General features: G+C 39.2%; 20 protein-coding genes and 3 pseudogenes. 19 read left to right on the top strand and 4 right to left on the bottom strand.

Features of this window, described 5'->3' with window-relative positions:
* The first annotated feature begins 47 nt into the window (after window positions 1–47).
* From NSU02_RS01445 to NSU02_RS01505, 13 genes and pseudogenes are all read left to right on the top strand, one after another.
* Window positions 48–1,133 (top strand): nitronate monooxygenase, encoded by a 1,086-nt coding sequence (locus NSU02_RS01445; RefSeq protein WP_063386490.1) that lies wholly within the window; start codon window positions 48–50, stop codon window positions 1,131–1,133.
* Between the two features lie 1,089 nt (window positions 1,134–2,222).
* A complete protein-coding gene (locus NSU02_RS01450; RefSeq protein WP_130157041.1) occupies window positions 2,223–3,494 on the top strand; it encodes an FAD-binding oxidoreductase in 1,272 nt (423 codons plus the stop codon).
* A gap of 2 nt (window positions 3,495–3,496) precedes the next feature.
* Window positions 3,497–4,864 carry a (Fe-S)-binding protein gene (locus NSU02_RS01455; protein WP_339193931.1) on the top strand — a complete coding sequence of 456 codons (1,368 nt, stop codon included), beginning with the start codon at window positions 3,497–3,499 and terminating at the stop codon, window positions 4,862–4,864.
* A complete protein-coding gene (locus NSU02_RS01460) occupies window positions 4,855–6,312 on the top strand; it encodes an FAD-linked oxidase C-terminal domain-containing protein (protein ID WP_311066762.1) in 1,458 nt (485 codons plus the stop codon). The genes NSU02_RS01455 and NSU02_RS01460 overlap by 10 nt, the downstream gene beginning before the upstream one ends.
* Window positions 6,313–6,436: 124 nt before the next feature.
* Window positions 6,437–8,620, top strand: a complete 2,184-nt coding sequence (locus NSU02_RS01465; RefSeq protein WP_339193933.1) for a malate synthase G — start codon at window positions 6,437–6,439, stop codon at window positions 8,618–8,620.
* 222 nt (window positions 8,621–8,842) lie between these two features.
* Window positions 8,843–9,304 (top strand): annotated as a pseudogene (locus NSU02_RS01470) (fumarylacetoacetate hydrolase family protein).
* Between the two features lie 160 nt (window positions 9,305–9,464).
* A complete protein-coding gene (locus NSU02_RS01475; protein WP_063386495.1) occupies window positions 9,465–10,238 on the top strand; it encodes an IclR family transcriptional regulator in 774 nt (257 codons plus the stop codon).
* 208 nt (window positions 10,239–10,446) lie between these two features.
* A complete protein-coding gene (locus NSU02_RS01480) occupies window positions 10,447–12,234 on the top strand; it encodes an L-lactate permease (RefSeq protein ID WP_144596922.1) in 1,788 nt (595 codons plus the stop codon).
* A gap of 408 nt (window positions 12,235–12,642) precedes the next feature.
* The gene (locus tag NSU02_RS01485; protein ID WP_063386497.1) at window positions 12,643–12,936 is read left to right on the top strand and encodes a metal-sensing transcriptional repressor; all 294 of its coding nucleotides are present in this window, start codon (window positions 12,643–12,645) and stop codon (window positions 12,934–12,936) included.
* Between the two features lie 17 nt (window positions 12,937–12,953).
* Window positions 12,954–14,300 carry an MATE family efflux transporter gene (locus tag NSU02_RS01490; RefSeq protein WP_339195631.1) on the top strand — a complete coding sequence of 449 codons (1,347 nt, stop codon included), beginning with the start codon at window positions 12,954–12,956 and terminating at the stop codon, window positions 14,298–14,300.
* Between the two features lie 354 nt (window positions 14,301–14,654).
* A complete protein-coding gene (locus tag NSU02_RS01495) occupies window positions 14,655–15,425 on the top strand; it encodes an amino acid ABC transporter substrate-binding protein (RefSeq protein ID WP_063386498.1) in 771 nt (256 codons plus the stop codon).
* Window positions 15,426–15,484: 59 nt separating this feature from the next.
* Entirely contained in the window at window positions 15,485–16,144 is a 660-nt protein-coding gene (locus NSU02_RS01500; protein ID WP_063386499.1) for an amino acid ABC transporter permease, read from the top strand.
* Between the two features lie 15 nt (window positions 16,145–16,159).
* Window positions 16,160–16,906 carry an amino acid ABC transporter ATP-binding protein gene (locus NSU02_RS01505; RefSeq protein WP_063386500.1) on the top strand — a complete coding sequence of 249 codons (747 nt, stop codon included), beginning with the start codon at window positions 16,160–16,162 and terminating at the stop codon, window positions 16,904–16,906.
* A gap of 396 nt (window positions 16,907–17,302) precedes the next feature.
* Here NSU02_RS01505 and NSU02_RS01510 read toward each other — a convergent pair whose 3' ends face one another.
* On the bottom strand, window positions 17,303–18,598 hold the full coding sequence (locus tag NSU02_RS01510; protein ID WP_339193935.1) for a DUF4085 family protein: 1,296 nt from the start codon (window positions 18,596–18,598) through the stop codon (window positions 17,303–17,305).
* Between the two features lie 789 nt (window positions 18,599–19,387).
* Here NSU02_RS01510 and NSU02_RS01515 point away from each other — a divergent pair.
* From NSU02_RS01515 to NSU02_RS01530, 4 genes and pseudogenes are all read left to right on the top strand, one after another.
* A pseudogene (locus NSU02_RS01515) lies at window positions 19,388–19,883 on the top strand (short-chain dehydrogenase); the annotation flags it as partial.
* A 306-nt stretch (window positions 19,884–20,189) separates the two neighbouring features.
* Window positions 20,190–20,696: a hypothetical protein gene (locus NSU02_RS01520; RefSeq protein ID WP_339193937.1), complete on the top strand. Its 507-nt coding sequence runs from the start codon at window positions 20,190–20,192 to the stop codon at window positions 20,694–20,696.
* Window positions 20,697–20,953: 257 nt separating this feature from the next.
* Window positions 20,954–21,277 carry a multidrug efflux SMR transporter gene (locus NSU02_RS01525; protein WP_066250422.1) on the top strand — a complete coding sequence of 108 codons (324 nt, stop codon included), beginning with the start codon at window positions 20,954–20,956 and terminating at the stop codon, window positions 21,275–21,277.
* A gap of 22 nt (window positions 21,278–21,299) precedes the next feature.
* The gene (locus tag NSU02_RS01530) at window positions 21,300–21,635 is read left to right on the top strand and encodes a multidrug efflux SMR transporter (RefSeq protein WP_144596916.1); all 336 of its coding nucleotides are present in this window, start codon (window positions 21,300–21,302) and stop codon (window positions 21,633–21,635) included.
* A gap of 63 nt (window positions 21,636–21,698) precedes the next feature.
* Here NSU02_RS01530 and NSU02_RS01535 read toward each other — a convergent pair whose 3' ends face one another.
* Window positions 21,699–22,133 (bottom strand): thioesterase family protein, encoded by a 435-nt coding sequence (locus NSU02_RS01535; protein ID WP_339193940.1) that lies wholly within the window; start codon window positions 22,131–22,133, stop codon window positions 21,699–21,701.
* A 526-nt stretch (window positions 22,134–22,659) separates the two neighbouring features.
* Between NSU02_RS01535 and rhaA the strand changes: the two are divergent.
* A pseudogene (gene rhaA / locus NSU02_RS01540) lies at window positions 22,660–23,703 on the top strand (L-rhamnose isomerase); the annotation flags it as partial.
* 49 nt (window positions 23,704–23,752) lie between these two features.
* Here the strand turns inward: rhaA and tnpA are convergent.
* Both tnpA and NSU02_RS01550 read right to left on the bottom strand, forming a co-directional pair.
* Entirely contained in the window at window positions 23,753–24,151 is a 399-nt protein-coding gene (gene tnpA, locus NSU02_RS01545; RefSeq protein ID WP_339193942.1) for an IS200/IS605 family transposase, read from the bottom strand.
* Window positions 24,151–24,285, bottom strand: coding sequence for a hypothetical protein (locus tag NSU02_RS01550; RefSeq protein ID WP_264467635.1), 135 nt, complete (start codon window positions 24,283–24,285; stop codon window positions 24,151–24,153). Before NSU02_RS01550 ends, tnpA begins: the two co-directional genes overlap by 1 nt.
* Window positions 24,286–24,371: 86 nt before the next feature.
* Between NSU02_RS01550 and tnpB the strand changes: the two genes are divergently transcribed.
* Window positions 24,372–25,490 (top strand): IS200/IS605 family element RNA-guided endonuclease TnpB, encoded by a 1,119-nt coding sequence (gene tnpB, locus NSU02_RS01555; protein ID WP_339193944.1) that lies wholly within the window; start codon window positions 24,372–24,374, stop codon window positions 25,488–25,490.
* Window positions 25,491–25,526 lie beyond the last annotated feature (36 nt).

A 25,526-nucleotide genomic window follows, 5' to 3' on the forward strand; every position in this document is an offset into this window, starting at 1 on the left:
TTGTTAACCTATAGATTTGACGTATATAAGGCAAGGAGGAACATGGCATGTGGAATCATACAAAAATAACAGACAAACTATCAATTAAAATTCCGATTATACAAGCGGGAATGGCGGGAGGGATCACGACTCCCGAGCTTGTTGCTGCTGTATCCAATGCAGGTGGTCTAGGGATGATAGGGGCGGGTTATATGACGCCGGAAAAATTGGAGTCGGATATTCAAAAAATAAAGGAATTGACTTCAAAACCATTTGGTGTCAATCTGTTTGTTCCTGAACATCCGGCAGTCATTCAAGAAGAAATTGAAAGAGCGAATCAACTGCTGGAACCTATCCGCCAAATGTTAGGGATCGAAAAAAAGAATGATGTTCCGCAAATCAACACTTCTGTTTTTGATGAACAAATTCAAATCGTTTTAAAATATGAAGTACCCGTTTGCAGCTTCACATTTGGCATTCCTCAGAGAGAAATTATTCATCAATTAAAGAATAATGGTATTGTCACAATTGGAACAGCCACAACAGTAAAAGAAGCCATATTGAATGAAGAGGCTGGGATGGATATGATTGTCGTTCAAGGCAGTGACGCTGGGGGGCATAGGGGCAGTTTTGCAGGATCCTTTGATGATTCAATGATCGGAACAATGGCCCTTATTCCGCAAGTAGCGGATCATGTTTCAATTCCTATTATTGCAGCTGGCGGTATCATGGATGGCAGAGGAGTTTTAGCTTCTCTTGTATTGGGAGCGCAAGCGGTTCAAATGGGAACAGCCTTTCTTACCTGTATAGAAAGCGGAGCAAATGAACTCCATAAAGAAGCAATATTAAACGGTACCGAAGAACAGGCAGTAATCACTTCAGCATTCAGCGGCAAGCCAGCAAGGGGATTAAAAAATGAATTTATCATCAAAATGAAAGAGCATGAAGATGCTTTGCCAGCTTATCCGATTCAAAATATGCTCACCCAAGATATCCGGTCAGAAGCTGCAAAACAGAAAAATAAAGAGTGGATGTCGCTTTGGTGCGGGCAAAATCCTCGACTAAGCAAAAATTTGCATGCCGCCGAACTGATCGAAACAATCATCAATCAAATAGAAGAAATTATAAGTAACTTCCCATTAATAAAAGGATGACTATGAAACCGCGGCTTACTTTATGCGGCGGTATTATTGCATTGATTATTGTAATGGGGATCAGAAGATTTGCTTATACCCCTATCCTCCCCTACTTGAATATAACTAAATCGATGGCTGGAAATTTGGCTGGAACTTTATTTGTTAGCTTTTTTAATTTGAGAAGATATGAATCAATTTATTTAAAGATATTTTTAGCTTTGAACATTTTTACGACTCTGCTCATGGGAATGGTCAGTAAATAATATATTTTGGTACCTGTTCAGGTTTTTTTCAGGCCTTAGCAGCGGTGTAGTCTTTGTCTTAGTTTCTAGTATAGTGCTTCAAGTATTGAAAAAGCATAATATGCAAATATTTAACGGTTTGTTTTATAGTGGTGTAGGGATTGGGATTTTCTTGTGTAGTATTCTAGTTCCTTTCTTCATTAGTATAAACGGGTGGAAACCATAAACAGCTGTTAAATATCCAATTAATTTGCTGCTGTTGTTCGTTGACATATATTGTACTTTTGAAACAGCTAACGTTTGAACTTCCAGGCATGCGTGTTTAAGTGTTGTTTTAAGCGCTATTCTACCCAAGAACTGGATTTCTTTTCCGAGGGCTATCATTTTGGACTATTCTGAATAATAAGATTTTCCGCTGCCGCTTGTACCATATTTCTTCCAGATACAAAATAATTTTTGTTCAAAAGAGGCTGTTTGGAAAGGACCATAAAAAATTCTTTTTCAATTCAGTCTCTTTTTTTCGTTGATAGGATATTGGCAGGGAGAAAAAAGATAGGGGGCTATACATCAGATCATCTTGACGTACGGTAAGTTTAATAGAATTTCATTTTTCTTATTTTTTTGTAAATTCAAAAAATTCGTTGAAAAATCTTCATAAGAGTGTTTTAATAATTGTAAACATATAACATATCAAATATGTGTAATAAGAGAAGTGTTGCAGTCGATTGAAAGAAAATGATTTAAAACGCTTGCTCTTTTGCGCATTTATAGAAACGGTGTTTCTTATTACAAAACATAGGAGGTGCTTGATTTGCTCCAAGGAGAGTTGTACACAGAATTAAAAGATGTTTTCCCCGAAAGTCAAATGGAAGTAAAGGAAAATGAAGGTCATCCACTTGGAAATGGCGGAAAAGTCGCAGTCTATCCAAAAACTGAAAACGAAATTTCACACATCTTGCAATATGCAAACAAAAATGGGAAAACCGTTTCCATTGTGGGCGGAGGAACAAAGCGGGGGTTTGGCGGTCTAATTGATTCGGCTGATATTTTGCTTTCCTTAGCAAATCTAAAAGGAATCGTCGAGCATACAGTGGGAGATATGACATTAACAGTGAAAGCAGGTACACCATTTCAAGAATTGCAACAGTACTTAGAAGAACATAACCAAAAAATATCTCTAGATCCTGCTTGGCCGGATTATGCGACCATCGGAGGTATTATCGCTGCGAATGAAAGCGGTCCCAAACGTTTGGCATATGGATCCGCCAGAGATGCAGTCATCGGGCTTCGAGTTGTTTATCCAAATGGCAAGGTCATCCGAACAGGCGGAAAGGTCGTGAAAAATGTCGCCGGATATGATATGAACAAACTTTTTGTCGGTTCCATGGGCACTTTGGGGGTTTTGACGGAAATCACTTTAAAACTCCGTCCTTTGCCAAAATATGAAAGCAATGTTCTTTTATCATTTACAGAAGGAGATTTTGCTGAAATGCGATCATTTGCCGCGGCGTTTTTAGATTCGCAGATGGAACCTGTCTCACTGGAACTGATAAGTCCGTCTTTGGCTGAAAAGCTAACGGGTGAAAAATTTTATACATTGGCCATTAGTTTTGAAGATAATGAAAGTTCGGTTCATTACCAAGAATCTTTTCTAAAAAGCATTCAGCCTCCTAAAACGAAAATGACCATTCTTGCTCAAGAGAAAGCGCGCAAGTTTTGGCAATCTTTTTATACAATCAGCCCGAATGGCAGGGTGTCTAATCAGACAGGGGAGACTGAAGCAGTATTGAAAATCGGAGTTGTCAATTTAGATGTCCTAAAAGTTATTAGGGAAAGCCATTTATTACAGGATACGCACAATTTGCTTATCGAAGCCCACGGTGGATTAGGCCACGGATTGTGTCAAATCATTTTAAGAGGCGGCAGCGAAAACGTCATTTCAGCAATTCAGCATTTAAGGAATTTTGTCAAAGAGCTCAATGGGTATGCAGTCATTAAACATTTGCCGTTTATTTTACGCCAGAAAATAGAGGTTTGGGGGGAAAATCCGCCATATTTCTTTCTTTTCAAAGGAATCAAAACAAAGATTGATCCGAACAACATTCTCAATCCGAAGCGATTTGTGGGAGGGATTTAAATATGGGATTAAATGAAAGTGATCTTATCAAAGAACCAGCCTGTCAAACCAACAGCTTCAGCAATTACCTTTGGAGTGATCCGCCTGATGAAAACAAATGGGCGGATTGTGTCCATTGCGGTATGTGTTTAGAATCGTGCCCCACTTATGAGATCACGGGTCAGGAACAGCATTCTCCCCGCGGACGCGTCCATTTGATTAAATCAGTTGCAGAAGGAAAGCTTGAAGTGAACGAACATTTTATGGATCCTGTCTTTGCTTGTCTTGATTGCCGCGCTTGTACTACCGCTTGTCCTGCGGACGTCGATGTAGGGGGATTGATAGAAGAAGCGCGCGGTCAAATTCGCCAAGCCATGCCGTTAAAAGGCTGGAAAAAGGCGGTCAGCCATCTGTTTTTGCATAGTTTGTTTCCGCACCACAATCGCTTGTACACGTTAGGAAATGTGTTGAAATTGTATCAAAAAAGCGGCATGCAAACGTTTGTCCGTAAAACAGGGCTGATCAATATCATACCGCAGCACTTAGCCGAAATGGAAGCGATCATGCCGGAAGTGAAAAAGCCTGTGCGGAAAAAGTACAAACATGAAAAAGTCATTAAAGCAAAAGGAGAAACGAAGAGTACGGTTGCGTTTTTAACTGGCTGCGTAATGGATGTCATGTTCAGCGAAATTAATGAAGCAACAATTAACGTGTTAACTCGAAATGGAAATGACGTTATGATTCCGCAAAATCAAACTTGCTGCGGGGCTCTTCATGTTCATGCAGGCGACCGGGAAATGGGGAGAAAATTAGCGAAACAAAATATTGAAGCATTCCAACATGCTGAAAAAGTAATTGTAAATTCTGCCGGTTGCGGATGTATGTTAAAAGAATATCCGGAGCTGTTCCGTGAAGACCCCGTTTGGCGCCAAAAAGCTGAAACATTTTCAAACAAGGTGGAAGACATTTCAAAATACCTTTATGACACTGGTTATAAAAGGCCCATCGCCGAAATCAAGGCTCGTGTTGTCTATCATGATGCATGCCATTTAGCTCATGGACAGGGCATTCGTGACGAACCTCGCAGCCTTCTTCTTGATATACCTGGGGTCGAAATGGTTGAAATGGCGAATGCCGACCGATGCTGCGGCAGTGCTGGCATTTACAATATAACAAATCCGGAGATGGCTAAAGAAGTGCTTGATAGCAAAATGAAGAATGTTCCTAAAGAAGCAGAAATGATTGTAATGGGAAACCCCGGCTGTATGCTGCAGATGGCGATGGGTGTTCAAAGAAACGGAAGAAATCAAAAAATTGTTCATACCGTACAGCTGCTGGATTGGGCGTACCAAAAAGAAGATCGGCTAAAGGAGGGAGAGGAATGTCTCTAAAAGGGATAAGAACAAATGACAAACATATAAAAAACCTTGCAAACATTGTTGAAGGAAACCGTTCCATCTTGTATAAAAAAGAAGATTTATTAGCTTATGATTGCGATGGCTTTACCATTCATCGTCGTTTGCCGAGGGCAGTCGTTTTCCCGAATAATACAGAAGAAGTCGCAAAAATTGTGAAATATTGCCACGAACATGATTTGCCGTTCCTTGCCCGCGGCGCCGGAACTGGTCTCAGCGGCGGGGCGATCCCGTTGAATGGGGAAGTAATCATTAGTCTTGTAAAAATGAAACGCCTTATAAGTGTTGATTTTGAAAACAGGCGTGCAGTAGTGGAACCTGGATTTGTCAACTTAAAACTGACGAACTCCATTTCGGACAAAGGATATTATTATGCGCCTGATCCATCAAGCCAATATTGCTGCACCATCGGCGGAAATGTCGGTGAAAATGCGGGCGGTGCACACTGTCTAAAATATGGTGTGACGACAAATCACATTTTAGGGCTTGAAGTGGTATTGCCAAATGGCGAAGTCATTGAAATAGGCAAGGATGGAATACCTGATGCACCGGGCTATGATTTATTAGGACTTTTAACAGGATCAGAAGGAACTTTAGGAATTGTGACGAAAATAACGGTTCGTATTTTAAAAAACCCGGAAGCAAAGCAAACGGTGCTCGCTTATTTTGACAACGTTGCGGATGGCAGTCAAGCCGTATCGGACATTATTTCTGCCGGAATTGTACCAGCAGCCCTTGAAATGATGGATCAAATAGCAATAGAAGCGGTTGAAGCGGCAGCGTTTCCTGTCGGCCATCCAAAAGACATTGAAGCGCTTTTGCTCATTGAAGTGGATGGAATATCCGCAGGTATAGACGAGCAAATCCATCAAATTTTAGAAGTTTGCAAGAGAAATCATGTTCGAGAAGTAAAAGTGGCACAAAGTGAAGAGGAAAGAGCTAGATGGTGGGCAAACCGCAAAACTGGATTTGGCGCAATGGGGGCGATCTCTCCTGATTATTTAGTTCAGGATGGTGTGATTCCCCGCAGCAAATTACCCGAAGTGTTAAACAGAATTCACGAAATTAGTCGAGAGTATGGTCTGCGCATCGCAAATATCTTTCATGCTGGCGATGGCAATCTGCACCCGCTTGTACTTTTTGATGCCAGAAAACCGGGCGAAACAGAAAAGGCTTTAAAAGCTGGCAGCGCCTGTTTGCAAGCATGTGCAGATGCCGGCGGATCGATTACAGGTGAACATGGAGTAGGGATCGAGAAAAGAGAAGAGATGCGCTTCATTTTTAGCGACGAAGAAATAGCGGCGCAAACGGATATTCGGGAAGTATTTAATCCGAAAAATTTATTAAATGCCGGGAAGCTCTTCCCAACTCCGGGACGTTGTTTGGAAGTGAAAAAAGAGGGGAAATCTGTTACAGCATCATAAAAAAGAATTTTAAGAAAATTATTGAAATGATTCCATCATCATGTTATCCTTTTTTAAACAATTACGAAACAGTGTTTCGTAATAACAAACAACAATTATAACATTTAAAGGAGGAATTGTGCCCATGAAAACAAACTATGTAAAAGTCGGCAATTTGCAAGTAGCTGAAAATTTGTATGATTTTATCAACAATGAAGCATTGCCGGGAAGTGGTGTGGAAAAAGATGAATTCTGGCTTCAGTTTGAGAACCTTGTTTATGAACTGACACCTATTAATAAAAATTTGCTTAAGCGTCGTGATGAAATCCAGCAAAAAATCAACGAATGGCACAAAAAACATCGCAACAAATTCAACTTTGAAGCCTATAAATCATTTTTGCAGGAAATCGGCTATTTAGAACAAGAAGTGGAAGACTTTAAGATTACAACAGAAAATGTCGATGAGGAAATTGCTCTACAAGCCGGGCCGCAGTTAGTAGTGCCGATTAATAACGCACGGTACGCTCTTAACGCCGCCAATGCCCGATGGGGAAGCCTTTATGACGCTCTTTATGGAACGGATGTCATCAGCGAAGAAGATGGGGCTGAACGAAAAGGAGAGTATAATCCGATTCGCGGGGAAAAAGTCATTGCCTTTTCGAAAAACTTCCTTGATGAAGTAGTGCCGTTGCAAGAACATTTCCACCGAGACGCTGTTCAATACGCAGTTGAAGACGGGAATTTGCTTGTCACTTTAATGAATGGCAAGACAACCGCTCTTAAAGAAAGAGAAAAGTTCGTAGGCTATAGAGGAGAGTCGGATAAACCATCTGCCATTTTATTGAAGAACAACGGTCTTCATATTGAAATCCAGATCGATCGAAGCCATCCAATTGGAAAAAATGACGATGCGGGAATTAAAGATATTCTATTGGAAGCGGCTGTTACAACGATTATGGATTGCGAAGATTCTGTGGCGGCAGTGGATGCGGAAGACAAAGTGCTTGTTTATCGCAATTGGCTTGGCCTCATAAAAGGAGATTTGACAGCTACTTTTACAAAAAACGATAAAACGATTACACGTACGCTTAATGCTGACAGAACATACACATCCAAAACAGGAGAAAAGTTCACTCTCCCAGGTCGTTCACTTATGCTCATTCGTAACGTTGGGCATTTGATGACAAATAGTGCAGTGCTCATTGGAGAGGGAGAAGAGATCCCAGAAGGAATATTGGATACGGTTGTAACAAGTTTGATTGCTAAACATTCCCTTTTAGGAAATGGCAAATTTGAAAACTCCAGGAAAGGTTCGATCTACATTGTAAAACCTAAAATGCACGGGTCTGAGGAAGTGGCGTTTGCCAACTTGCTATTTAACTGCGTCGAAGATTTGCTGGGATTAAAACGGAATACGCTGAAAATTGGTGTGATGGATGAGGAACGGCGCACAACTTTGAATTTGAAAGCTTGTATTCGGGAAGTAAAAGATCGTGTTGTATTTATTAACACAGGGTTTTTGGACCGAACTGGCGATGAAATCCATACATCAATGGAAGCAGGTCCGATGATTCGGAAAAATGATATGAAAACATCTCAATGGCTGCAAGCCTATGAACGCTCAAACGTCTATATCGGTTTACAAAGCGGCTTCCAAGGCCGTGCGCAAATTGGAAAAGGCATGTGGGCAATGCCGGACATGATGGCGGAAATGCTCAAGCAAAAGATTGGCCATCTAAAAGCAGGCGGCAATACTGCGTGGGTGCCATCACCAACAGCGGCTACATTGCATGCTCTCCATTATCACCAAGTAAATGTAACAGATGTCCAAAACAAATTGGCTGAAACGATTGAAGATCTCCGTGATGAAATTTTACAAATTCCGGTTGCAGAAAACCCGAATTGGACCCCTGAAGAAATACAAGAAGAGTTAGATAATAATGCACAAGGAATTTTAGGATATGTTGTTCGTTGGGTGGAGTTAGGAATCGGCTGTTCAAAAGTTCCGGATATTAATAATATTGCTTTGATGGAAGACCGGGCAACGTTGCGGATTTCAAGCCAGCATATCGCAAACTGGCTGCATCACGGCATTGTTACGAAAGAACAAGTTCTTGAAACACTTAAGCGGATGGCGAAAATAGTCGACAAGCAAAATGAAAATGAACCTGGCTACCGCCCGATGTCAAAAGATTATGACCGTTCCGTCGCATTTCAAGCTGCGTGTGACCTCGTATTTAAAGGTTATGATCAACCTAACGGCTACACAGAACCGATTTTGCATCGCCGCCGTCTTGAAGCAAAAGCAAAATATGCTGTAAAACAATAACTTCTCATCATGAAGGCATCCTACCAAAGGGTGCCTTCTATTTAAAAGCTACATCTTCCATGCACAAAAACCGATCAAAATCTTTAGTTGCGCGGCTTTGGTTATGAATGAAAAGTTTTATTATGAAGGAGTTGAATGTATGAAAAACCTTCAGGAAAAGGCGCTGGAAGTTCATAAAAATCCGTTATTTGTCCTGAAGAACAGATTGTTATTCCAGAGGGAATAGACAGGGTAAAGTTTGAATCTAAGCTGGCAATTGTCATCGGTAAACAAACGAAAATGGTGCCGGAGCATTGAATTATGTATTTGGGTACACGGTGGGCAACGACGTAACGGCGCCGCAGTTTTCCATGAAGATGGCCATTGGACAATCGGTAAATCGTTTGACACATTTACCCCCCCCTTGGCCCTGTCATTGAAACAGAACTTGATACATTTCGCATTCATGTTGAAGCAAAGTTGAACAGTGTTAAAAAACAAGATAATTCAACGGAATTGATGATTATTTCCATTCGGAAAATGATTTCCTATTTACCATCTGTCATGACACTTAAACCCGGTGATGTCCTTTTAACAGGAAGTCCGGTTGGAGCCGATTTTGTTCAAGCAGGAGATGTAATTGAATGTGAAATGAAAGGAATCGGCACGTTGTTACTGCAAAAAAAACGTGTTAACACGTTATGAAGGAAACAATCTTAGTATTCAAATGATAAAGTGAATAATGGAACAGAAAGAACTTGGCAGTTTTTGTTCTTCCTGTCATAATATAAGGGAATCAAGAAAATTTATATGGCGGAATTTGCACTCTAGCAAATTCCGCCAAGATTTTAGAAGGTGAACGGCTGTGGAAAGGGACAATATGGTCAAGTCTGTAAGCAGGGCGTTGGACATTATTCAACTTGTCAGCTTAAAAAAAGAAGGTTTAGGCGTCACAGAGATTGCCAATCAGATTGATATCAACAAAAGCTCCGTGTATCGAATCTTATCTACACTTGCCCGGTACGGCTATATTGAACAAGATTCCGAAACAGGACGATATAAACTGGGGTATAAATTTTTGGAAATCAGTTCGAAGCTATTAGAATCGATTGATCTTCGCAAAGAAGCAAAACCTTTCCTGCAAAAATTAGAAAATGAGACGAACGAAGTCATCCATCTGGTTGTTTATGACCAAGGAGAAGTCGTTTATATTGAAAAATTGGAAGGAAATGAAACGCTGCGCATGCATTCAAAAGTCGGAAAGCGTGCCCCAATGCATTGCACCTCTGTAGGAAAGGCCATTCTCGCCAATTTGCCGTCAAGTGTCGTTTTAGACATCCTTGACAGAAAAGGGTTGCCGATGCATACGAAAAATACGATTACGAATAAGGATGCATTTTTGAAAGAGCTCATTCGAGTAAAACAACAAGGATATGCACTAGATTTAGAAGAAAACGAATATGGGATTCGTTGTATTGCCGCCCCAATTTTTGATCATTTGGGGAAGGTCATTGCTGCCGTGAGCGTATCAGGACCAACCATTCGAATGACAGATGAGAGGCTCAAACAACTTCAGCCGCGGATGATTGAAATAGGAAAGCAAATTTCTGCTCGGCTTGGTTTTGTTGAATATGCTTGAGTAATACCTTCGCCTTATTTGAATTGGATTTCGCTCCAACTTTTCAAATAGGGCAAGGGTTTGATTATTGCATAACAAAGGAATTAGTTAATGATAAAAAATTCAGAAAATATTGATAATTAAAAAAATAAAAGATATAATGAGTGTACAATGATTTTCCATTCATGTGGGTGAATTACATTTTGAATAAGAGAGGGGAAAATCTCTTGTGAGTACTGGATTGTTGGCTTTTTTATCGCTTCTTCCAATTTTAATCGTCGGAATTTTCTTGGTTGGGTTTCGATGGTCAGCTAGCAAAGCGATGCCGATTTCATATGTTGTGGCCGTCATACTTGCGCTCTTTGTTTGGAAAGTATCAGCAGCCAATGTAATAGCTGCCTCCATAAATGGTTTGGTTGTAGCTGCTACACTATTGTACATCATTTTTGGCGCCATTTTGCTTTTAAATACTTTGCAAGAAAGTGGGGGAATTAAAACAATCCGGCAAGGGTTCACCGATATTTCTCCAGACCGGCGCATTCAAGTAATTATTGTCGCATGGTTATTTGGTTCGTTTATTGAAGGATCCGCAGGCTTTGGTACACCAGCTGCAGTTGCTGTTCCATTATTAGTAGGATTGGGATTCCCAGCGATGGCAGCCGTTGTGGCGGGCATGGTCATACAAAGCACACCCGTTTCATTCGGTGCTGTCGGCACACCGATTCTTGTCGGCGTACAATCAGGATTATCCGCTGATGCAACGATTACTGATAACTTGCTGTCGTTGGTCACTTTGATTGGAGCGAAAGTTGCTATTCTTCATATGATAACGGGCACTCTTGTTCCATTATTTGTTGTAGCCCTAATGACCAAATTTTTTGGAAAAAACAAGTCGTTTTCTGAAGGAATTAAAGTTTGGAAATTTGCCTTGTTTGCGGCTTTTACAATGACGATACCATATCTCATCGTTGCCAATGTCCTTGGCCCTGAATTTCCTTCCATGGTTGGCGGCTTGGTCGGATTAGCAATCGTTATTGCCGCTGCGAAAAAAGGTTTTTTAATGCCATCTCAAGAAGAAGTATGGGATTTTGAAGAAAAGTCTAAATGGGATCCGGATTGGATAGGAAAAATTGAGATTAAAGATATCGCACACAAGAACGGCAAGATGAGCATGATTCGCGCTTGGACTCCGTATATTTTAGTTGGCCTGTTTTTAGTGGCGACCAGGTTGAAATCGCTTCCGATCGGCGGATGGCTGCAAGCGTGGACGATTGAGATTCGGAATATGTTTGGAACAAATATTACGGCTAGCTTTCAACCGCTTTATTCACCAGGAACAATTTTTATTGTTGCGTCACTGATTACCTTTTTTATTCACGGTATGAATGGAAGCGCATACAAACGTGCTTGGATGCATTCAGGGAAAACGATGATCTCAGCTTCAACCGCGCTAATTTTTACCGTTCCAATGGTTCAAGTGTTTTTAAATTCAGGCGGCGGTGCTGCAGGTTATGATCAAATGCCAATTGAATTGGCGAACGGAGTAGCAGCGCTGGCGGGCAATTATTGGCCCTTTTTCTCCACATTTATTGGTGGACTGGGCGCTTTTATAGCTGGCAGCAACACGGTCAGTAATATGATGTTTTCTTTATTTCAATATAATGTAGGTTCCCAAATTGGTGTTGATCCCACTTGGATTGTTGCCCTTCAGGCGGTAGGTGGTGCGGCTGGGAATATGATTTGTGTACACAATGTCGTCGCTGCTTCGGCAGTAGTCGGGTTGGTAGGAAAAGAAGGAGAAGTTATTAGAAAAACATTGCTCCCATTTACGTATTATGCTTTAATGGCCGGTTCGATTGGATACTCGATTGCATGGTACTCCGAAAAGGGAATATTTAATCTCGGTTCCTTGATTGCAGTCTTGATCGCAGTTGCCGCCGTTTACATCATTGCAACAAATAAAAAACGGGCAACATGGCCCGCTCATAATAAGTCATCATTTGGCGCAAAACAATAATCCTAACAAAAAGAATGGATATAATAATTTTTTAAGAAAAAGTAAAGGCTCTCTTAAAATATATGCTCCCCTTCACTAGGGGAGTTTTTCTATGACAAAAAAACATACTAATCTTAGTATGTTTTGTGAAGAGTGATAATAGGACTTGTATACTTTACAAAGTTGTTCTCACAATATCGCCCTATATTAAAATCCAGCTTTTTCTATGCAGATATAAGATGTGCTTGGTTGCACGTAAATATCAACGAAGTTTACATCAATAAGAAACCACTTATAGCCTAAAGGGGTTTTTGTGACTATTATGTTAACTATGATTGAACAGCATATTTATATTTTGAAAAGGTGAAAAAATTTTAAAATGACATATCCCCCCTGGGGGGATATTATTATAATAAGGAGGAATGAAATATGTGTCAAAACCACCATCATCAAAATCATGAACATAAATATCGCAAGCAGGTCATTAATCGATTAGCGCGAATTGAGGGACATGTTCGTTCCATTAAAGAAATGGCGATAGAAGGAAGAGACTGTCCTGAAATTCTTCTGCAAATTGCGGCTGTAAGGAAAGCGTTAGATAATGCAGCAAAAGTAATTTTTGTTGATCATATGGAGAATTGTCTAGTAAATGCTGTTCATCAAGGAAATGAGGAACAAGTATTAAACGATTTAAAAAAAGCATTAGAGAATTTCATTCGATAAGGGGATTAACTTTTTTGATGATTCCAGAGGGTATCAGTCAGGAGCGATCAACAAAACAAAAAATAAAGATCATCCTAGCATTAGCTGTTCCTGCCATGATCGAAAATATTTTGCAAACAGTGGTAGGATTTGTAGACACACTTTTTGTATCAAAATTAGGATTAAACGAAGTCACAGCAGTAGGCGTGGCAAATGCTGTTCTAGCCGTATATATTGCCATTTTCATGGCAGTTGGAGTAGGGGCTTCTTCTTTGATCGCACGTCATGTCGGTGCTGGTAATATTGGCCAAGCAAAAGCCGTTGCTAAGCAGTCAACCATTCTTTCTTTTTTTATAGGTTTATTTTTTGGTTTTATCACCTTATTTTTCACAGAACCTTTACTTCGTATTATGGGAGCAGAACCAAGCGTTTTAGTAGACGCCTCTGTTTATTTTCGGATTGTAGCTGTCCCGTCTGTTTTTATTTCTTTAATGTTTATCTTTGGAAGTATTTTACGAGCTGCTGGCGATACAAAAACACCGATGAAAGTAAGCTGGTGGATTAATATCATCCATATCGTTTTGGACTACTTTTTCATTTTTGGTTTATTGGGATTTCACGGGTTGGGCTTAGCAGGAGCAGCCTGGGCGACAGTCATTGTAAGAGTGCTGGGAGCCATCGCTCTTTATTATTACATTCAAAAATCGTCTATATCATTTTCTTTATTTCAGAAATCTTCTTTGGATATAAAGAAATTCACATTGCCTATTTTGAGGCTGTCTGCTCCTGCAGCAATTGAACGCTTAATTATGCGTTTAGGGCAAGTGCTTTACTTTGGATTAATTGTTCGAATTGGAACGGAAACGTATGCAGCTCATACAATTGCCGGGAATATCGAAACATTTTCCTATATGCTAGGATATGGCTTAGCTGCGGCAGCATCAACACTTGTAGGGCAGCATATTGGGGCAAAGCTTGAAAAAGAGGCTTATACATATGGAATGCTGACGACTTATATCGCCATGTTATTTATGTCTATTATAGGTGTTCTGTTGTTTTTTCTTTCTCCTTGGCTTGCTACTTGGTTTACAACAGATAAACAGGCTATTGAGATGGTTACTACGGCATTAAGAATTGATGCTTTTGCCCAACCAGCATTAGCTATGGGATTGGTGTTGACTGGAGCTTTACAAGGAGCAGGAGATACAAAAAGCCCCATGTACAGTACAGCGGTCGGCATGTGGGTCATTCGTATTGTAGGTGTATATGTATTGGGCATCCAATTAAATTTAGGAATAGCAGGAGTATGGCTATCCATTGTAATCGATCAAGTCATTCGAGCCCTGTTTTTATGGTGGAGATTTAAAAAGCAAATCAAACATTGAACATACAATTATATGTATAGAAAACTATAATTCTCAAATACTTTAGTATGCTAATGAACTAAAAATATCCATTGACATTCATTTTTATGTTGTGTTATTTTTATTTTATGTTAATTTATTACTCTAATATATTATCGAATTAAAGTACACTCGCTGATATCTTTATAGATGCGTTTTTATAGCAATTATCGTTATTGCTTTTTTGAGCTTATTTGATGCAAATGTTGTCCGAACTATTGCAGATGCATTTACGGATGGTTTAATTGTGAGTAGTAGCGGGGGACATTTAAATTTTTTGGACATGCAATAGGTTAAAAACAAAATGAAAATAAATTAAAGGTGGTTATCTACAGTATGAAACGATTAGCAATGTTTATTCTAACTATGGCAGCGTTATTCTCGCTCCTGATAGGATGCTCCAAATCGGAGGAAAAAGACAAAACGCTAGTAATTGGAATAGATGATAAATTTGCACCTATGGGGTTCCGGGATGAGAATAATGAAATTGTAGGGTTTGACATTGACTACGCCAAGGCAGCTGCCGAAAAAATGGGAACAAAGGTAAAATTTCAGCCGATCGATTGGAAAACAAAAGAATCTGAATTAAGCAGCGGACGGATCGATCTCATTTGGAACGGGTATACCATTACGGAGGAGCGCAAAAAGAAGGTTCTTTTTACAAAGCCTTATATGAAAAATGCACAAGTTGTGGTCACACTTGCTGATTCAAACATTTCTAAACTTGATGATCTAGAAGGCAAAGTGGTTGGTCTTCAATCTCTATCTTCTGCAGCCGATGCGTTGGATAAAAATCCGATTAAATCGAAAATCAAGACGGTTACGGAGTATGCCGACAATGTTCTGGCATTGAAGGATCTAAAGCTAAAACGTGTTGATGCAGTAGTGATTGATGAAGTTGTCATTAAATATTACATGTCGAAAGAAAAAGATACTTATAAACTGCTCGATGAATCCCTTGCACAAGAAGAATATGGAATTGGTGTTAAAAAGGGTAATGAGGAACTGCTGAATAAACTGCAAAAAGCTCTCGATGAGCTGAATGAGGACGGCACTGCCGCCGAAATCTCGCAAAAGTGGTTTGGCGAAAATAAGGTATTAAAGTAAAATAGACCGAACTTGGATTTCCTTGAGAAACCCTGTTTTGCTTTTGGAGGAATTCTTTCATGTCCGTAGATTATTTCAACTCAATCATTAAGCCGATGCTGCTAGGGGCACAGATGACGGTTCTCTTGTTTTTGATCGTCATTGTGTTGTCAATTCCGCTCGGCTTCATACTAACACTTGCTGTAAGAAGCAGGTTCAAGCCTTTATCGTGGCTTACACAGATTTATATATATGTGATGCGGGGCACTCCATTGCTGCTTCAGCTGCTTTTTATATGTTTTGGACTGCCGATGATCCCTGTGATCGGAGATTATTTGGTATTAGACCGCTTTGTCGCAGCTTGTTTGGGTTTTATATTGAACTATGCTGCATATTTTGCCGAGATTTTCCGCGGCGGTTTGCTGGCTATTGATAAAGGTCAGTATGAGGCATCACAAGTCCTAGGCTTGAATAAATGGCAGACGATGACGCGAATCATACTTCCACAAATGTTCCGCATCGCACTTCCTGCCGTCGCTAACGAATCGGTTACACTAGTTAAGGATACCGCACTGCTCTATGCTGTTGCCGTACCAGAATTATTACACTATGCACAGACTGCTGTGAACCGTGATTTTACAATCGTGCCTTTCTTCATCGCAGGCATTATTTATCTGATCATGACGCTCTTATTAACTGTTCTCTTTAAGTGGCTCGAACGACGGTTCAAATTTGATTAAAAAGGAGTAGTGAGTGTGGTTCTCATTGAAGTATCCAACCTCAAAAAATCATATGGCAAGTTGGATGTATTAAAACAGATAACATTTGATGTTAACAAGAACGACGTAATTGCTGTGATCGGACCATCTGGCTCTGGTAAAAGTACAATGCTCCGTAGCCTGGTCCATCTTGAGGAAATTGACGGAGGCAGCATTTGTATATCCGGGGATTATTTGGTGAAGGACGGGATTTACTCAAAACCGCAGGAGATTAAGCGGATCACCTCTAAGATGGGAATGGTTTTCCAACATTTCAATCTCTTTCCTCACCTCACGGTTAAAGAAAATTTGGAACTTGCTCCTAAGCTAGTAAAGAAGGAGTTAAATGCGGAAATTGAACGACGCAGCACAGAACTTCTGAAGAAAATCGGGCTCTCCGATCGGGCATCAGCTTATCCTGCAAAACTTTCGGGCGGTCAAAAACAAAGAGTCGCCATTGCTCGTGCGCTTATGATGAACCCTGAAATCCTGCTGTTTGATGAACCTACTTCCGCCTTGGACCCGGAGTTAACCGGAGAAGTACTGCAAGTAATGAAGCAGCTGGCTGAAGAGCACATGACGATGATTGTGGTGACACATGAGATGGGGTTCGCCAAGGAGGTTGCAAACCGAGTCATTTTCATGGACAACGGGGAAATCATCGAATCCGGTCTTCCGACTGAGATTTTTACAAACCCGAAGTTTGAACGAACGAAAGCTTTCTTGAACCGCAGTTTGAAATAATCCGGGACGCTGTCTATTAGTAGATTACTTGACACTTGCTACTTAAAATAAATAGTAACTGATCAACAAATAAAACGTACTTTTAGCACACCCCAAATCTGTTTTAAATAAAACATATTAAGATTAGCAGCACAGACTACGGCAAGGTCTGTGCTGCTATTTTTGTACACCCGGCAGAGTGTAATAATCTCTAGGGTGAAAGCCCCAAGCCGTGAAGGCAGAAGTAACGGTACGTACGGTGGTGTGAGAGGTCGGGGGTTAGTCACCCCCTCCTACTCGATTAGTAGAAGCGGTGAAAAGGTCATGACCCCCGGGACCATAAGTTTGTTGTCCAAATTCATTCGATGGGGTATGGAACAGGATCATTTAGAAAGAGCCTTGCCTTAGCATTCGTTCCTAAGTGCTTTTTCTCAGTTTATTGATGAATTGCTCAGACAAAATGTTGAAGGAAAGAATATGGTCCATATACACTTCACCGATTAGTTGTATCTCTTCATTTTCATGCTGTAAAGAATATGGGAGAGTTTTTTCTATTAATGGTATATGTTTTTCTGGTTCTTGAACAATGGTGTTCCATGCACGTATGATCAGCTCTAAGTCTTCACTGAACAGTGCGCTTTCCAATTCTTCCGTCGGTAACGGCTCTGATAATAGGGGCATTTCATCCACGAACTGTTTTGAATAAAGTCCTTCTAAAAATTTTCCAAAGTTTTCAGCTAGCTCCTCTGTATTTGCACCAAGATACAATATTTTCTGAGTTTCAAGGTGAAGTACAATATTTCCATTGGTACAAACTGCAATCGGGATGACGCTGCCTTCTAATTTCAATTCCTCAAGAGATAAAAAGCGGTCGATTTCTATAGCTTCCTTTTCCGTTAAAAAATACATTTTCTCCGCTTCTCCTTCGTGTAAAGCGGTCACGAAAGACGCATACTGATCCGGCAGTTTGTAAGGAAGACTATGTCTCTCTTTTTTTGCTTTATGGCGGCTATGATTTTCCTTCTCAAATTCCTGATCGTGGTGAAAAATTTGTGTTTTATAAAAATGGGTAATGGAAAATTGTTTTGCAGCTACCTTCCATTCCGTCATCGGATTGTCAAATAAAACACTTAAGATGAAGCTTTTGTTATTAAGATCCCCTTCTTCATAAAGCCAAAACATACCTGGTGTTAAAGGTATTTCGGATTGTTCCTCTTTGATTCCAGTAATCTCAATAACGATGGCATCCCCCTTGCTGAAACTGCCTTCCCCATTTAACGTTAATCTGAGTGCATCGTGATCGCGATGGATATATTGTAATTCTGCGTCATGTAATCCATCTTCCAAAATGCTGATCAGCTCTTCCGGCAGATTTTCGCGAATATGTTCAAAATGATTATTCGCTTCATCTAACACTTTTTCGCATTCCTCTATTTTAGCCTTAAACCAAATGATGAGTTCGTCCCGCACTTCCTTTGGCAGTGTCGGCTGATTAATGGTGCCGTCCAGAATATAGGGATGAAATGTTTCCGGCAATGTTTGCAATAATTCGTCTTTAATAGATTCAAGATTTTGCCGCAAATAGTCGTAAACATCCTCGCCGTCTTCTTCAAAGCTTTTGATAAAATCCACCCATTCTTCATCAGACTCGGGAATTGTAAGCAGGTGCGCCTTCTGCATTTCGTCATACCATTCTTTTGTAAAAAATTTCATTATATCTCTCCTTATATGCTATCCGCCATTTTTTCTCATACAATGAATTCACTTCTTATAAGCGTTTCACCTGCTAAAAAGGAGAAATTTAACAAAATAGGTGATGGGGGTGTCTAATAATTCGTTTTTACGGCTTATTGACGCCCCCATTAATGTTTTAGAAACGTTGATATATCGGTGTTTATGATTTTTTGTTTTCAATGGGGATCTGACTTTCTGGACAGCCCCATGATTGTACAGAAAAATATCCGGTTTTAACGGGCAGGATATAAAAAAGAATTACTATCATGCATCTGAACTTAAAAGTAATTACTGTACAGAAATAGTTAAACTAATAGTTGAATAAATTCAAGTTCTATACTTACTAGACAACATCTTTCAAGCCTAACTGATCTGACGCGAAGAGAAATAATTCGTCTACTTGCCTCTCATGACCGAACAGTATGGGAATTGGCGGAACCTTTTTGATATGTCTTTAGCAGCTTTGCTAAGCATATCAAAACATTAGAACGGTCAACCCTGTTTGAAAGGACTATGCAAGGACGAACGCATATTTGTCGTCTTACCTCCAAATCGTTTTCTACTGCTAAAGATGGCTTCGATTTTATGAACGTTTTTGGAACAGACAGTTTGACGTTCTTGAACATGAGCTGAATAAAGCAAAAAGGAGAAAAAAATAAAGTATTTGCAACAAATTCATTATTTTGTAAAGGGTGATGAGAATGGTTAGTACATCTACAATAACCTTAACGATGAAACGTTCTTTTGATGCCTCTGCAGATAGAGTATTTGACGCTCCACTTTGCATTACCCCTGTTAATCCGAAATAAGAACGGGCTGGTCGTTGAGATAACGGATGGCACGGCAGAATACAACGAGAAAAACTACCGTTTATCACTGTTCTACGATCTTGCCAAGATGTCTGTCATTCGTATGGCAAAGTCTTTAGCCCATAAGCTTTTACCATATCAATGCACCGCCGTAGCAGACTCCGGGTTGGATGCGTTCTGAAATTATGCTTGATCACTATGGTATGACAGAAGAAAACTGGCGTGATGCCCTTGTAAAGGAACCCCAATTCATCATCTCGGAAACGCCGCGTTTTGTCGGCCACTTTAGCCGGTGATCCGAAGATTGCTCGCTGGAACGGTCAATCTGTGTCAAGCGGTCAGCTCGCGCAAGTGTATGGTTTTATGATCTTGATGGCTCACAGCCAGATGCCTGGCGATATATCGGAGAAGTGCAGGATGCTGGTAAGCCAGCGAATGCTTCCGAGTACCGCTAACGGGAAGCGATAGCTCGATATCACCGCAGTGCGGATCTTTATTTTCATGTTTAAAAAAGTGTCCAAGAAGTCGAACTTGATCACCAGGCGCATGTTCGGCTTCTTCTTTTGTGGAAAATTGATGATATCTTCTATTCTCTCGAAGCCTTGTAGCTGTATGGGAGTCGAAGGGTGAGGGGGGAGAAGGTGGATAGATAAGAGGAAGAAAGAATGATGAAAACCTGTGATAAAATATGCATAGAAGGAAATTCTTTTTCAATATAATGGGAAGCAGTATAAAGGATTTGACAAAGATGGAGAGAAAAAATGACTTATTCGTTTATTTTTAAAGATTCATTTATGGATTTAACGAAAACTCGTATCCGTGAAATACAGACTGATGAAGAAGTGTTGCTTCATCCTAAATGGAGCTTTCCAATTGGAAAGTATTCGTTTTTTTCTGGAAAAGAAGAATATAAGGCAATATCTACAAAAGAACATTTCATACATAACGCCTTTGTTGTGCTTCAACCAGACGGAAAAGAAATTGTACGAATGAAAAATTTGTCACTACATAAGAAAAAATCTATTTTTAAAGAGCTTCGAATGGTTTATAGCCAGAACAGCTTTCATATAAACTCTACTCTTGCATTTAAAACGATAACGATTAGTAATGGAAAAGAGGTCATTCTGACAGCGAACAAAATTTCTTCGATATTTAAAAATCTTTTAGAAATGTATGATTACGAAGTTCAAGTTCATCAAACGATGAACTTACCATTTATAGTGTGGGTGGCCATTTTCAAGGGGATCCATTTATTGATTAGACGTTAGATCCATTGTAAAAATCTCCTTGGACCTTTCTGGAATTCCTTTTTTTCTAACTCTTCTCCACGTAATGTTGCGGACATGATTTTTCCTAGTATTTTGTACTAGTTGCTGGTGAAAAGACGAGAGTCTGCGTGCATGACTGTGAGTAAGCGATGGATTGGATTTTATCAGGTCAGTCAAAACGTATTTTTCAAAGACTATCAAATTGTTATATCAAAGGACAAAAGTGCGAAGGACCGTTAAGTTTTAGGAGGATTCACATGAAGGAATATGTAATTTTGGCAGTAGCCATCATAAGTGAAGTATTTGCAAGTTCAATGCTGAAAGTATCAAATGGATTTAAAAAGTTGTTTCCTTCCATCGGAGTCGTAATGGGGTATGGCGCAGCTTTTTATCTCTTATCTTTATCTCTAAAAGCAATACCGCTTGGTACGGCTTATGCGATATGGTCAGGCGTCGGTACGGCTTTAACTGCATTAGTTGGTGTTATCTTTTATAAAGAAAGTATTGATCTTAAAAAATGTTTAGGTTTAGTTCTAATCATTTGTGGAGTGGTTGTTTTGAAACTCAGCAGTTCTCATTAACGATGAGAGAGGAGGCAATTGTATGAAAGGTTATATCGCATTAGGAATTTCTATTATCAGCGAAGTATTTGGTACGACAATGCTTAAATTGTCAGATGGATTTACAAGTTTTTTCCCTTCCATTGGTGTTATAGTTGGTTATGGATTATCTTTTTATTGTTTGTCGTTATGTCTTAAGACAGTTCCGCTAAGCTTGGCCTACGCGATTTGGTCGGGGCTGGGGACAGCTTTTACAGCGTTAATTGGTGTTCTAGTATGGCGGGACCCATTTAATATTATTACATTAGTTGGTCTAGTATTGATCATTGGCGGGGTGACTTTATTAAATGCTCCAAAAAGTCCAGATAAAGTTTTATAAAAACTGACCCCTTGTCTGAAGGGCGCAAGGAGTCAGCTATAGGTCTAAACGATTGTATTTTGTTTATAGGCTGACTCCCGGTTCGTATTCTTTAATTCGCTGACGGACGAAATCAGGAATCGCTCTCGATTTTCCAGCGGCGGCATCATAATTGACATAGATCACTTCAGCCTGAACCAGCGGGTCTTTTTCTCCCGCTTTTGTGATGATAAACTCCATTGTCAGGCTAGAGCCGCCAATTCGTGATGTTCGGCACCAGATCTCAAGCATATCTTTAAAACGGGCTGGCTTTTTATATTCCAGCGTTGATTTGACCATTGCAATATCAAATATATTTTCTTGGGCAAGCTCCTCGAGATCCCGCCCAAACACTTCCTCAAAATAGTCAATAACCGCAACGTCAATATATGTCAAGTAATGGGCGTTAAAGACAATTTTTTGTCCGTCAATTTCTGAGTAGCGCACCCGCAGGCGGTGTGAAAAACGGAATCCTTCCATTATGTACCCTCCTGAAAAAATGTTATTTTCATTATATAATGAAAATTCTATCAATTAAAGCGGGAAATAAGACTTTGTAAAGAAGTTCGAAATAAGCTGAGCATCTGTCAAAAATTCAAACATTGATGCTAAAGTTGCGTTCACCTCTTTGATTAGGACAGAGGTAGGAAATAACATAAAGAACAAAAATAAAAAAATATATTCAATAACAAACAAAAGTGTTATATAATTGAAATTACAGTAAAAACCAACTAGTATGTTTGGAATATTTTTATATTTATGCAAAAAGCGAAAATAAAAGATGTCATGAACTCTTCCCCCTTTCCTTGGCGCCGACGCTGGCATTTATCAAGCTAAAGAATTTAATTTGTCCAAAGGTGAAGGAATGTTCGACAGTTAGTGAAGAAAATTGAAACCGTTTACTTTAAAATTTCTAAATTTTCATAACAGTTCATAAAAACAGCATAAGGTACATTCATAATGTATTAGAAAAAAGTACTAGTTTACTAAAGGAGATGGATAATTTATGGTTATAAAAGAATCTTTTGAGCTAGCAAGGCAAGTCTATGAAAAATGGGGAATAAATATTGAAGAAGTATTAGAAAACTTGCAGCAAGCGTCAATCTCTATCCATTGCTGGCAAGGTGATGACGTAAAAGGATTTGAAGCAGATGCAAGCGAGCTTTCAGGGGGGATTGATGTAACAGGAAATTATCCGGGGAAGGCAAGAAATGCTGAAGAATTAAGGCAGGATTTAGAGAAAGCGCTGTCATTAATTCCAGGAAAACATCGTGTCAACCTACACGCCATTTATGCAGAAACAAATGGTGAAAAAGTGGAAAGAGATCAGTTAGAACCGAAACATTTTGAAAACTGGGTTAATTGGGCGAAAAAAATTGGTATAGGGCTGGATTTTAATCCTACCTTATTTTCGCATGAAAAAGCAGCAGATGGACTGACGTTGTCTCATCCTGATCCGGGAATTAGAGAATTTTGGATCAACCACTGTATTAGGAGCCGAAAAATCGGTGAGTACTTTGGCAAGGAGCTTGGAACACCATGCTTAACAAATATATGGATTCCGGACGGCTATAAGGACATTCCAAGCGACCGATTGACTCCAAGGAAGCGATTAAAAGAATCATTGGATAAAATTTTTAGTGTAGAGATCAATGAGAAATATAATTTGGATGCAGTCGAAAGCAAATTGTTTGGAATAGGATCTGAGTCTTTTGTTGTCGGCTCGCATGAATTTTATCTAGGGTACGCCTTACAAAATAATAAAATATATTTATTAGATACAGGTCATTTTCATCCTACTGAAACAGTCTCAAATAAAATTTCATCGATTTTGCTTTATAGCGACAGGCTTGCTTTACACGTATCGAGACCGGTTCGGTGGGACAGCGACCATGTCGTGATTTTGGATGATGAATTGCGTGAAATAGCGCTTGAAATCGTGCGCAATGATGCGCTGCATAAGGTTTTAATCGGACTTGATTTCTTTGATGCCAGCATCAATCGTCTTGCTGCATGGGTCATTGGAACGCGTAATATGATTAAAGCTTTATAGGAAATGGCGTAAAACCCCTATGGCTTTAGCCTAGGGGATGTAAGCTCTAATGACCTTGTTCTTGAATATATTTTTGGATAATCTCTTTGCTTACATTTCCAATACTACAAGAAAAATATCCATCACTCCAAAAGGTTCTTTCTTTCCAAAAATGTTGAGAAAGATATTCGTTATGCTTTTGCCATATTCGATAGGTTGTAAGTTGCTTCAATAATCTAACGATTTCAAGAATGCTCCATTTCGGAGAATAACGAATCAAAATATGAATATGGTCTTGGTCTATTTCTTGCTCGATAATTTGCCAACCATAACGATTAGATATAGATTCGATTTCGGTTTTAATATCATCACCAACTTTTAATAATAACTTTTTTCGATACTTACAAACAAATATCAAATGGCACAAAAGTAAATGCTTACTGTGATTTTCAGAAATGTATTCCATTATTTTTCTAAACCTTTACGAATTAATTCGTAAACTGCAACTGAAAAATTTTTAATATTGTTCTTTTTTTTGTACTCTTCGATTCTTGTTACTAAATCGACAGGAAATTTAATTAATTTTGGTATACGTTCCATTTTACAATCCTCCTCGGTATATACTATTGACATATATTTTAATTAAGTATATACTTTTAGTATATATTAAAGGAGGTGAAAAATCAATGATTGTAAATAAAGCATATAAGTTTCGGCTCTATCCGAACAAAGAACAAGAAATATTAATTAATAAAACCTTTGGGTGCTGTCGATTTGTATTTAATCATTTTTTAGCAAAATGGGATAATACTTACAAAGAGGCAGGAAAAGGTTTAACTTATAATTCTTGTTCTGCTCAGTTAACACAATTAAAAAAAGAATTAACTTGGCTAAAAGAAGTGGATAGTATTGCACTTCAATCGTCATTAAAAAATCTTGCTGACGCTTATTCCCGTTTCTTCAAGAAACAAAACGATAAACCACGTTTTAAGTCCAAGAAAAATCCTGTTCAGTCTTACACGACAAAGTATACAAATGACAATATTGCTATTGATGATAATAAAATCAAGCTGCCTAAACTTGGATGGATTCGTTTTGCAAAGAGTCGTGAAGTAGAAGGTCGCATTCTCAATGCAACAATTAGACGTAATCCAAGTGGAAAATATTTTGTATCCATTCTTGTAGAAACAGAAGTTCAGGAATTACCTAAAACTGACTCTGCTGTTGGCATAGATGTCGGCTTGAAAGAATTTGCTATTCTTTCAGATGGAACGATTTACTCTAATCCTAAGTTTTTTCGAAGATTAGAAGAAAAATTAGCAAAAGCACAACGGATTCTATCAAGACGTAAAAAAGGTGGTTCTAATTGGAACAAACAACGAATTAAAGTTGCTCGTATTCATGAAAAAATCACAAACGCTAGAAACGATTACTTGCATAAAATCTCCACCTATATTGTCAAAAACCACGACATTATCGGGATGGAAGATTTGTCTGTAAGTAATATGTTAAAAAATAACAATCTTGCTAAAGCAATTAGCGAAGTATCATGGTCACAATTTAGAACGATGTTAGAATACAAAGCGAAATGGTACGGAAAGCAAGTTGTTACCGTATCGAAAAATTTTCCATCCAGCCAGCTTTGTTCGTGCTGTGGCTACAAAAACAAAGACGTTAAAAATCTTGCATTGCGTGAATGGGTGTGTCCTAATTGTCATACCCATCATAACCGAGATATTAACGCAAGTTTAAATCTTCGCAAGGAAGCCTTGCGATTAACCGTAGGAACTACGGGGATAGCCTAATCAATTAGAGTTCGGTAGAACTCTGTACTTAGGAAT

It is taken from the genome of Aeribacillus sp. FSL W8-0870, from assembly GCF_037963755.1.
Lineage (GTDB): Bacteria > Bacillota > Bacilli > Bacillales > Aeribacillaceae > Aeribacillus > Aeribacillus composti.

Bases quoted from the DNA above. Each gene is read 5' to 3' on its own strand.
- NSU02_RS01450 (WP_130157041.1), top strand. From the start codon at position 2,223: ATGGAAGTAAAGGAAAATGAAGGTCATCCACTTGGAAATGGCGGAAAA.
- NSU02_RS01460 (WP_311066762.1), top strand. From the start codon at position 4,855: ATGTCTCTAAAAGGGATAAGAACAAATGACAAACATATAAAAAACCTT.
- tnpB (WP_339193944.1), top strand. From the start codon at position 24,372: ATGATTGTAAATAAAGCATATAAGTTTCGGCTCTATCCGAACAAAGAA.
- NSU02_RS01500 (WP_063386499.1), top strand. From the start codon at position 15,485: ATGTCCGTAGATTATTTCAACTCAATCATTAAGCCGATGCTGCTAGGG.
- NSU02_RS01520 (WP_339193937.1), top strand. From the start codon at position 20,190: ATGACTTATTCGTTTATTTTTAAAGATTCATTTATGGATTTAACGAAA.
- NSU02_RS01510 (WP_339193935.1), bottom strand. From the start codon at position 18,598: ATGAAATTTTTTACAAAAGAATGGTATGACGAAATGCAGAAGGCGCAC.
- NSU02_RS01535 (WP_339193940.1), bottom strand. From the start codon at position 22,133: ATGGAAGGATTCCGTTTTTCACACCGCCTGCGGGTGCGCTACTCAGAA.
- NSU02_RS01455 (WP_339193931.1), top strand. From the start codon at position 3,497: ATGGGATTAAATGAAAGTGATCTTATCAAAGAACCAGCCTGTCAAACC.
- NSU02_RS01445 (WP_063386490.1), top strand. From the start codon at position 48: ATGTGGAATCATACAAAAATAACAGACAAACTATCAATTAAAATTCCG.
- NSU02_RS01490 (WP_339195631.1), top strand. From the start codon at position 12,954: ATGATTCCAGAGGGTATCAGTCAGGAGCGATCAACAAAACAAAAAATA.
- NSU02_RS01485 (WP_063386497.1), top strand. From the start codon at position 12,643: ATGTGTCAAAACCACCATCATCAAAATCATGAACATAAATATCGCAAG.
- NSU02_RS01525 (WP_066250422.1), top strand. From the start codon at position 20,954: ATGAAGGAATATGTAATTTTGGCAGTAGCCATCATAAGTGAAGTATTT.
- NSU02_RS01495 (WP_063386498.1), top strand. From the start codon at position 14,655: ATGAAACGATTAGCAATGTTTATTCTAACTATGGCAGCGTTATTCTCG.
- NSU02_RS01465 (WP_339193933.1), top strand. From the start codon at position 6,437: ATGAAAACAAACTATGTAAAAGTCGGCAATTTGCAAGTAGCTGAAAAT.
- NSU02_RS01550 (WP_264467635.1), bottom strand. From the start codon at position 24,285: ATGGAACGTATACCAAAATTAATTAAATTTCCTGTCGATTTAGTAACA.
- tnpA (WP_339193942.1), bottom strand. From the start codon at position 24,151: ATGGAATACATTTCTGAAAATCACAGTAAGCATTTACTTTTGTGCCAT.
- NSU02_RS01530 (WP_144596916.1), top strand. From the start codon at position 21,300: ATGAAAGGTTATATCGCATTAGGAATTTCTATTATCAGCGAAGTATTT.